10 protein-coding genes are annotated in these 10,289 nt (G+C 36.6%); 7 read left to right on the forward strand and 3 right to left on the reverse strand.

Annotated elements, in window-relative coordinates:
- On the forward strand, positions 1 to 203 hold a 203-nt coding region (locus V7183_RS13720), incomplete at its 5' end, for a hypothetical protein (protein ID WP_335359869.1).
- Positions 196 to 471, forward strand: a complete 276-nt coding sequence (locus V7183_RS13725) for a stage V sporulation protein S (RefSeq protein WP_097898483.1) — start codon at positions 196 to 198, stop codon at positions 469 to 471. The genes V7183_RS13720 and V7183_RS13725, both read left to right, overlap by 8 nt.
- A 212-nt stretch (positions 472 to 683) precedes the next feature.
- Here V7183_RS13725 and V7183_RS13730 read toward each other — a convergent pair whose 3' ends face one another.
- Positions 684 to 1,169, reverse strand: coding sequence for a GNAT family N-acetyltransferase (locus V7183_RS13730; RefSeq protein WP_335359870.1), 486 nt, complete (start codon positions 1,167 to 1,169; stop codon positions 684 to 686).
- 268 nt (positions 1,170 to 1,437) lie between these two features.
- Here V7183_RS13730 and V7183_RS13735 point away from each other — a divergent pair, with 268 nt between their 5' ends.
- From V7183_RS13735 to V7183_RS13755, 5 genes are read left to right on the forward strand one after another with little or no spacing between them, the layout of a single operon-like run.
- Entirely contained in the window at positions 1,438 to 2,634 is a 1,197-nt protein-coding gene (locus V7183_RS13735; RefSeq protein WP_335359871.1) for an HpcH/HpaI aldolase/citrate lyase family protein, read from the forward strand.
- Positions 2,579 to 3,961 (forward strand): phosphoribosyltransferase family protein, encoded by a 1,383-nt coding sequence (locus V7183_RS13740; protein ID WP_335359872.1) that lies wholly within the window; start codon positions 2,579 to 2,581, stop codon positions 3,959 to 3,961. Before V7183_RS13735 ends, V7183_RS13740 begins: the two co-directional genes overlap by 56 nt.
- On the forward strand, positions 3,958 to 5,076 hold the full coding sequence (locus tag V7183_RS13745) for a cysteine protease StiP family protein (RefSeq protein ID WP_335359873.1): 1,119 nt from the start codon (positions 3,958 to 3,960) through the stop codon (positions 5,074 to 5,076). The genes V7183_RS13740 and V7183_RS13745 overlap by 4 nt, the downstream gene beginning before the upstream one ends.
- Positions 5,073 to 5,888 (forward strand): HAD family hydrolase, encoded by an 816-nt coding sequence (locus V7183_RS13750; RefSeq protein ID WP_335359874.1) that lies wholly within the window; start codon positions 5,073 to 5,075, stop codon positions 5,886 to 5,888. Before V7183_RS13745 ends, V7183_RS13750 begins: the two co-directional genes overlap by 4 nt.
- Positions 5,889 to 5,911: 23 nt before the next feature.
- Entirely contained in the window at positions 5,912 to 6,583 is a 672-nt protein-coding gene (locus V7183_RS13755) for a vWA domain-containing protein (protein WP_335359875.1), read from the forward strand.
- Positions 6,584 to 6,622: 39 nt separating this feature from the next.
- Here the strand turns inward: V7183_RS13755 and V7183_RS13760 are convergent, their stop codons facing one another.
- Entirely contained in the window at positions 6,623 to 9,196 is a 2,574-nt protein-coding gene (locus V7183_RS13760) for an FtsX-like permease family protein (protein ID WP_335359876.1), read from the reverse strand.
- On the reverse strand, positions 9,180 to 9,968 hold the full coding sequence (locus tag V7183_RS13765) for an ABC transporter ATP-binding protein (RefSeq protein WP_335359877.1): 789 nt from the start codon (positions 9,966 to 9,968) through the stop codon (positions 9,180 to 9,182). Before V7183_RS13765 ends, V7183_RS13760 begins: the two co-directional genes overlap by 17 nt.
- Positions 9,969 to 10,289 lie beyond the last annotated feature (321 nt).

The following is a 10,289-nucleotide window of genomic DNA, read 5'->3' on the forward strand; positions in this document are numbered from 1 at the left end:
CACCTACAAACATTGGCGAAGGGAAACTACATCCTGATATGGATGGGCAAAACATGCGTGTATTTGCCAAGAGTTATTTTAGGCTATGCCTAACCGAAATTCATCCCCACCTTACCGCTGGGCTCTTGCCCGTCACGAGCTTGAAGATAGGGACTTCTTTCGGAAATACATTAAATAACAGGGGGCGCAACTTATATGGATAATATATTAAAAGTGTCATCAAAATCAAATCCTAATTCAGTGGCAGGTGCAATTGCCGGCGTATTAAGAGAAAAAGGCAATACAGAAATTCAAGTAATAGGGGCAGGTGCTCTAAATCAAGCGATTAAGGCCATTGCTATTGCAAGGGGATTTGTAGCTCCTAGCGGTATCGACCTCGTTCTCATTCCAGCATTTACAGATATTACAATCAATAATGAGAAAAGTACTGCAATCAAATTAATTGTCGGTCCTAGAAAAATTAGATCGTAGAAAAAATAATAGGTTCTCATTGAAACTATCCATATAAGAATTATTCACAAACATTGTCCCAAGATTATATTCTTTTTTTGAACTAACAGATGCCGATCGTTGAATAAGATATATGAAAAGACCGATAAAAAATTGGTCTTTTTCTTTTTGCAACAATCCATACAAATCTTAACTTTCAATCCCGCAATTATTCCTATTTTTCATAGGATTCTTCACTTTCCCTTTTCTCTACAGAAGTATGTCATTAGAATAAATTCTCTCCCTCGGCTGAAGAAGGTAATTTCTACTGTAAAGCCTACCTGTTGATATAACGTAATGGCACGTTTATTAAAGCCTGCTACACTTAAACGAATCTTCTTCGGTTGCATTTGCTCTTTTGCCAAGTTCATTCCAGCTTGAACGAAACTTTTCCCCATCCCTTTCCCTGTTAGCTCTGGTTTCATTCCAAGTCCAATATCTAAGGTGTCTTCCTCGGTGTATAAATTTGCCTCTCTCCCCCCTGGTACTTGTGCATTTTCTCCGAAGCAAAAGTATCCGACTAGTTCTCCACTTTCATTGCAGCAACCATAATATGTACCATCCAACAATTCCTCTATTGTTTCTTCACTTCCTGAAAAACTGTATATCGAATATGGTTCTTCATACTTCCATGTATTGATTTCTTTTGCTTCTGCTTCTGTTAGTTTATGTATATTCATCTTGCTTCTTCCTTTCCTTCAAACATTCCACTGACAAACAAAATTCTACATTTCTTCTACAATCCATCTTTATTTTTAAAAATTTTGTAATTTTTTCAAAATTTCATGTAGAAAACTTTTCTTGTCATGTTACGATTGAATTAATAGCTATCCTAAATGAGGTGAATCTAAGATGACTTTACAGTTATGCAAAGGACACCGAGACATGGATCGGTATTATAAATGGAACATGAACTGGGTCGCAGGCTCAAAATAAGGTGGTGACAACGTGAGGCATTTTTCCTATTTATCCCTTGAAGAAAAGAAAAATCTTTTCTATCAAGAACCAATCGCCTTTTCAAAGGACATGGCAAAGGACCAATTAGCTTACGCATTAGGTGCTACTCTATATACACCTGGTACAAAAGAAACAATTGCAGATGACATCGCTAAAAAGAAACATGAGGGCGCTACATCGATTGTACTTTGTTTAGAGGACTCCGTTAGTGATGGAGATATGAAATTTGCAGAGCAAAATGTTATCATCCAAATCCAATTACTCGCACATCTGATAGATGCAGATAAGCTTCATCCATCAGACATACCACTGCTTTTTATTAGAGTTCGTGAGCCGAAGCAAATGCGTTCCATCGTAATTGAACTAGGAAGTGCCGTTCATTGCATATGCGGCTTTGTCTTTCCAAAATTCACATCAGCTAACGGAACGTCTTATATTAATGAACTACGATACATAAACGAAACATATTCCCTTACACTTTACGGGATGCCTATTTTAGAGTCACCTGAAATTATGTATAAAGAAACACGTACAAAAGCATTGCTAGCAATTAAAACAATACTGGATTCTTATCGCAATTCCATTTTGAATGTTCGCATTGGCGCTACCGATTTTTCAGGTATATTTGGCATTCGTCGTAATAAAGATACAACCATCTATGATATTTCTGTTATTCGTGATTGTATTTCTGATATTATTAATATTTTTTCTAGACAGGCAGACGAATATGTTATCTCTGGCCCTGTGTGGGAGTACTTCGGAAACAGACAGCGCGTTCTCAAACCACAGCTCCGGCAAACACCATTTCGTGAATCACTCGGAAACGCTGGGCTTACAATGCGTGAGGAAATGCTTTATCGCTATGAGGATGGATTAATTCATGAGGTATTGCTAGATCAAGCAAACGGATTAATTGGAAAAACAGTCATCCACCCTTCTCACATTAAGCTCGTACAAGCTATGCACGTTGTAACGCTAGAAGATTATTTAGATGCAAAAGCAATTTGTGAAAATGCTCATACATATAACGGGGTTATGAAAAGTAGCTTCGCTAACAAAATGAATGAAGTAAAGCCCCATTTAAACTGGGCGCGAAAAATACTGCTAAAATCTAATATTTACGGGGTGCTAAATGAACAGCAAACTTTCATCGATCTCCTTACCTCAGAATCAAAACAACACATATAATATTTTAAATAATATAACTGTCCATATAGACGTACGAAATAATCCATATGCATTATCATTAGATCAACTCTTTCAAATGGCAGCCAGAATAAATAAGAAACGTGGTTTTCTATTTGTAAGTACCATTTTAGGCAAACACCTTCCTGTTCTACCAGCAGTCTCTTTAGCCGGTGGGTGTGCACTTGCTGCAAGATATATGGAGGTGCTGCATGACACGATTCATCCTTTTCAAGAGGAAATTCTCAGTCTCATTTCTTCTAAAGAAGATAGCTGCAATGAACTTGAAATCATTTTACAACATCAATTTCCTTTAGAAGAGGAAGTTCTATTTATCGGATTTGCCGAAACAGCTACTGCATTAGGTCACGCTATGTTTCAATGCTTTCAAAATGCGAAATACATGCATACAACAAGAGAAACCATCTCCCAAATGGAGCCAATTATTACATTTGAAGAAGAACATTCTCATGCAACTTCGCATCGTTGTTATGTGGATAAAAGCTATTTTCAAAACGAACACCAAATCGTCCTTGTGGATGATGAAATGACAACAGGAAAAACCGCCCTTAATATCATTAGATCTATCCAAGAAAAGTTTCCAAGAAAAGAATACACTGTCGCTTCTTTACTAGATTGGCGTTCTGATGCGAACAGAGAACAATTTACAGCACTTGAAAAAGAACTTGATATAACGATTCATATTATTTCTCTATTAAGTGGTTCACTTAAAACAATTGGAAGTCCTATTACCACTACCTCTTCCTGCGATGAAATTATTTATGAATCAATAGAATCTAAACTAGAAAAACATACAATTTCGTGTCCTGCTTTGCCTTATACATCTATAGAACATGATGCCTACTACATAAAATATACAGGACGCTTCGGGATTTCAACTAATGAACAAGAGCACATCCACTCTTTTGCGAGAAAGATTGGTAATGAGTTACGGAAAAAAAGAAAAGGTAAACGTACACTATGCTTAGGAACTGGTGAATTTATGTATATTCCAATGCGGATTGCGGCTGAAATGGGGGCAAACATTTCCTATCAATCAACAACGCGAAGCCCTATTCACCTTTATAGCAATGACGAACAATATGCCATTCATAATCGTTTTTCCTATAAGAGTCCTGAAGACGATAGCATTATAAATTATTTTTATAATATCGAACACGGTGACTATGATGAAGTCTTTCTGTTTATAGAACGTGATTTACAGGAGGATGCTTTACATCCCCTTCTTACGCAATTGCAAACAGTCATTCCGCTCATTCATATCGTTTCATTTAAAAGCTTAGTAGAAAGCGAAGGTGAAGAAATATGACAGAAACAAAAACATTACAATACATCGGGAGTTATAGCGCAGAAGATGCTATTTTTCTACTGAAAGATATTAGTGATGTTATGAAAGAGAGTCCAACAGAAGAAAGAGAACGAGCCATTCAATCTGGTACACATTACTCTGAAATGCTTCCGATAGAATATAAACCATCCAAGCCATATATGGATTTATTCTTTGCTTCACTCGAGCAATACAAACGGAAATTGGCGATTGCAGCCGGTGTAGTGGCTGAACAAATTATAAGGACGAGAGGAAAAAATCTTGTTCTCGTCTCACTAGCACGAGCTGGCACACCCATCGGCATTTTAATAAAACGATACATTCGTTATCAATATAATCTTGATTTACCGCATTATTGTATTTCGATTATTCGCGGGCGCGGCATTGATGAAAATGCCCTTCATTACATCCTGCAACAGCACCCCAATCAAACCATTCAATTCATCGATGGTTGGACTGGAAAAGGAGCTGTCACAAAAGAATTGAACCAAGCTGTACATTCATTTAATGAAAAAAATCATGAATATATTTCAGACTGCTTGGCTGTACTTGCCGATCCAGGTTACTGTACTTCTATTTATGGAACAAGGGAGGACTTCCTCATTCCAAGCGCATGTTTAAACGCGACCGTATCAGGATTAATTAGTCGCACGGTTTTAAACGACGCTTTCATTGGACCAAACGACTTCCACGGCGGTAAATATTATAAAGAACTAGAAAAGGAAGACTTGTCTAATTTCTTTAGTGAAGAGGTTACAGCATTATTTCCTTCCACCAGCTCTGATGTCACAAAACAACTAGAGCATATTATCTCAACATATACAGAACCATCTTGGCAAGGGCTGCAAGATATCACCTCAATTCAAAAGCACTTTGAAATTGAGGATATAAACTTAATTAAACCAGGAGTTGGGGAAACAACGCGCGTCCTGCTAAGACGAGTACCGTGGAAAATTTTAATTCGTGAAGAAACCAATCCAGATTTAAAGCACATTTTACTTCTTGCAAAAGAAAAAAATGTACCAGTAGAAATGTATAAAGATATGACGTACTCGTGCTGTGGATTAATCAAACCTCTTAGGGGGAAACCTTCATGATTTTCGCAAGTGATCTTGATCAAACACTCATTTATTCTCGCAAATCGTTTCGCGCGAATATAGAAGATGAACATATTCAGCTTATCGAGACTTTGGATGATAAAGAAATCTCTTTTATAACACATAAAGCCATTTCACTGTTACAGAAGTTACAATTACAAGCGGAGTTTATTCCTGTCACAACAAGAACAATAGAGCAGTTTCAGCGCATTACACTATTTCAAACTGAAGTCGTTCCAGAATATGCAGTTACAAGTAATGGCGGCAATATTCTTCATAACGGCAAACAAGATTTCGTTTGGAAAGAAACGATACAAAAGAAGCTTTCAGCAGAATGCTTGGAAAAAGAAGATGTATTAAAGGAATTCAGGCGAATTTCTCATGAAGACTGGGTCATTTCTCAAAAAACAGCAGATCACTTATTTCACTATTGCATCATCAAGCGTGAACATATTCCCAATGAAGAACTAGCCTCTTTCACTGCTTGGCTAGACGAACAAGGATGGACCTACTCACTACAAGGGAGAAAATTATATTTTTTACCAAAACCAGTGAACAAATGGGATGCTGTTCAGTACATAAAAGAAAAACTCCAGGCAAGCACAGTCATTACAGCTGGAGACTCTTTGCTTGATTTATGTATGCTAGAAGGAGCAAATCACGCATTTGCACCTCTTCACGGTGAACTTGAAACAAAACAAGGCAACTTACTACCTCACATTTCAAGAACAGAGGAAATTGGTATATATGCAGCGGAGGAAATTGTAAGTAAAGCCCTTCAGCTTATCCACAATTCTCTTCCTACCGCTTAAATTGATAACAGGAGTGATTTAGAATGGGAACAATTACATTAAGAAAAGAAGCAGTACGAGTTGTATTAGAGAAAAAGAAATTAACAGGCGTCGTTGCAAAGGTCGCACTCGTATTAGATATTTCTGGTTCAATGCGAACATTATATAAGAACGGCACTGTACAAGATGTTGTCGAACGTATTCTCGCAGTTGCAAGTCAATTTGATGACGACGGCTCGTTAGATATTTGGGTATATGATAATGAGTTTTCTAGATTGCCAGCTGTTACTGAAAAAGACTTTGCTAATTATGTAGAGAACCATATTTTAAATAACTCTTCTATTCATAAATTTGGCCGAAATGATGAGCCACAAGTGATGGAAGATATCATTAAAAAATATACGATTGAGGAAAAAGGCGAAGAGCCTGCCTTTGTTATTTTCATTAACGATGGCGGCTGTAAAAAAGGAATTCAAAAACCAGTTGTATCTTCTTCTAACCAACCGATTTTTTGGCAATTTGTCGGTATTGGTGATGGCAAATTTGATGTATTAAGAAAACTTGATGAAATGGATGGGCGTTTCATCGATAATGCTAACTTTTTCTACATTCGGGATATTGAAAAAACGACAGATGAAACATTATATAACAATTTATTAAGTGAGTTCCCAATGTGGATAAAAGAAGCGAAGGAAAAACGAGTCCTACTACTGTAAACATATTAGTAAAAAAGACCGCTATAAAAGCGGTCTTTCTTACGCTGATAATTCTTTAAGCGTATCACTTAGTTTAAATTTCCTTAACTGGAATGAAGCAATCATTGCTGCACTTGTCCCAAGTATAACACTTGCTACTGCTAGTAATAGAACTTGATTATATGGAATTGTAATAACGGTTAATTCTAAATTTGATAAAACGATATAGCTGAAAATTATACCGCCTCCAATTCCTATACATCCGGCTATTGCACCTAGCAGTGTGCCTTCTAACCATACAATTCTTCGCATTTGCTTAGGATTAGCTCCTACGGCACGAATCATACTAATTTCAGCGCGTCTTTCATGTAAACTTGCCACAATGGCATTCATTAATCCAATACCTGAAATAACAAAGATGATTACTACTAATAAACGAATTAACATCACCATTTGGGATAGTAACTGTTCTTGCTCTTTTAACAAATCATAACTATTGATAACCTCTACATTGTCTTTCCCATTTGTTATCTGTTTCACTTGCTTCTTAATTGTTTCAAAAGGTACCTTAGAATCTGCCATAATTTGAATCGATTCATAGCCTTTTACTTGAAACATATTTCGCGCCCATTGTTCATTTACAAAGACATAAGATCCTCGAAGTCGTAAGTCTTTCTCTATAATAGAAACGACTTGAATTTGCTGTTTTTCTTTCCCTTTTCCCTGTACTTCGATTGTGTCATGTAATTTAACCCCTAAATTTTTTGCTGTATCTTTTGTAATGACTCCTTCTCCATCTTTTAATGGCGTACTCAAGTTTTGTCCAGAAACAACTTTCATCTTAGTCACTTTTTGAAACGCAGTTATATCGGTACCGACAACTTCCATTGCTTCATAATCAAATTTATTTTGCTTCACAAACTCGTACCATTCTTCATCTGCCTTCTTAAAATCATAATTGACGAGTTTGGATGTAAAATCAGGAGCGATTCCAACAATTTCTTTTATCCCTTCAACTTTTTGGATCTTTTCTAACCAATTAAAAGGTAGACTTTCAATCCCTGTTGATTCCATCGGAACACGAATGACTAAATCCGCTGGTAAATTCCTTTGTAATCCTTGTTTCATTCCTTCATACATCGCATTTACATACATTGTTCCAACTAGCGATAACATAAATCCAAACGCTAAGATTGCAACTGACACAGCCGCCTTTTTACGGTAACGAATAACATTTCGGCCACTAATCGTTGTCTCAATACGAAATATCATTTGAAATGGTTTAGCGATAACCGGTGTAATAACATGAATACATAATGGAATTGTAAATAACAAACCAATTGCAAACAAAATCGCGCCAGCTGCACCTGGGTTAAACCCAATGTACTTCTCAGCGACTGCACCGCTTAAGCCAATTATTGCACCCACTATTAAAATAATAAGACTGAAGATACTCCATTTCCGTTCTTTCTTTTGATTGCTCGGAAGCCCTGGTCTTAGCGCTTCAACAGGAGGGATTTTCCTTACCATAAACGCTGGTATGATTGCGCCTATTACAGACATCATAATGCCTAGTAAAAATGTAATTAGTAAAATCTCACCTGAAATAGAAAATGATTCTTGCCCTGTACTCTCTACATTCACCCATTTGTTAATAAAAGAAGCGGCGAACTGATGTGTACTAGCCCCAAGAACAACTCCTACGAGCGAGCCGATCGTTCCAATACATATCGCTTCGAATAAAACGACGAGAATGACTTGGTTTGGATTACTACCAAGCGCACGTAATAAAGCCCACTGTTTAAAGCGACTTCTTACAGATAAAAAGAAACTGCCCATAATCAAAAGCGCTACAACAAATAGAGAAATGCCACCTAAGCTAAAAATTAATGGTTTCATCACATTCAATCTTTCAAATGCTTTATCTACATATGTACGCTGATCTATTTTTATATTTTCAAGCTTCTTATTTACCTCATTCGCAATCATTCTCTTCATATTGACATCAGATGTTTTCACTTGAACAAGATTAAATTGATTTGGAAAATTTAATTCCTTTTGCATCCAAGTAATCGGAAAATATGCACTATGTCCCATTGCTGCCATCAATGGCGGATTCAAAATCCCTACAACTTTAACAGCCTTTTCACCGTATGGGGGGAATGGCAGGCTAATCGTATCTCCTACTTTTATATTTTCTCGATCCGCATATCCCTTTGTAAGTGCTACTTCCGCTCCTTCCTTCGGATATCGCCCATCTTTAACTTTATAAGAATGCATATCGGGAGAATCTTGTTCAACACCCCAATACGATGGCTTACCAGCAAGTGCTTTATCATTTGGTAACGGATAAGGTATAAGTACTTTTGATATTTTCTCAGCATTTTCAAGACTATTCAGTTCTTTTAATTGGTCATTATGTAAGTACACATCATTTTTTCTATAACCAAATTGCAAATTATAATCACCGTAACGACTCACAACTTGCTCTTTCACGCTTTGTTCCACAGATTGATTCCCGAGTAATAGCATCGTTGCTAACATAACACCTAAGGCAGCCCCAAGAGCAATTAACATGTTTCTTAGCCAATTTTGTTTAATAGATTTTAACGCATATTTAATTGTCCAAAACATCGCTCTTATCACCTACCTTAAAGTGCCTATTCATAATCTCTTGAATTTTGGTCACTTGCTGCGGAATATGACGGAATTTCCAGCCTTTATTTTCAACATGTTCATGAATTACTTCACCATCTAGTAAAAAAATAACTTTATCCGCATGAGCTGCTACAAACGGATCGTGCGTTACAACAACTGCTGTTTGCCCTAATTCATCACAAGCATTCCGAAGTACTGAAATAATATTTTTGCTATTTTCAGAATCTAATGCCCCGGTCGGTTCATCTGCTAGTATAATAGCTGGTTCATTCGCAAATGCCCTTGCAATTGCAATCCGCTGTTGCTGTCCGCCAGATAACTGCGACGGCAAATGTTGCTCTTTTCCCTTTAAACCAACAAGCTCTAATAACCGCTTCGCTGTTATCGTTGCTTTTTTTTGCGGAACATTATCTAACAGTAACGGTAATCCCACATTTTCTTCTGCGTTAAATACTGGTATTAAATTAAACTGCTGAAAAATAAAACCGATTTGATGCCTTCGAAACAATGCAAGTTCTTTTTCTTTTAATGATGAAATTTCTGTACCATCTACTCGAATGCTTCCCGCTGTTGGAATATCCAATCCTCCAAGCAACTGTAAAAGAGTGGTTTTCCCCGATCCACTTGCCCCCATAATACAAACGAAATCACCTTTTTGAATTTGAAGATGAATTCCTTTTAATATCTTCGTTTTACTATCACCAAGATCAAATGATTTTTCTAACCCTTCAATTTCAATAATATTCATTTCATATCCCCTTCTTTTTCTATTTATCCATCTATATATTCTATAATAATTTGTATTTATTTGTAATATGAACTATTTTTTTCATCTTTTTGTAATTACAGGAGACGAATGATTTGATTACAAACATAGCAGTAACGGAAATAGTTTCAAAAATACTTTATTTGAAAAGGAGAACAAACTATCCACATATCCACAAATAGGAGGGTCAAACATGAAATATGTAATCGTTTATGCACAGCCTCATCCACAAATCTTCCATCACGCAATATCTGGACGAAGTGCAAGGGGTTGTGAATTGTGTATTTAAATAAGAGACTCCAC

It is taken from the genome of Bacillus sp. JJ1127 (assembly GCF_036965845.1).
Classification (GTDB): domain Bacteria; phylum Bacillota; class Bacilli; order Bacillales; family Bacillaceae_G; genus Bacillus_A.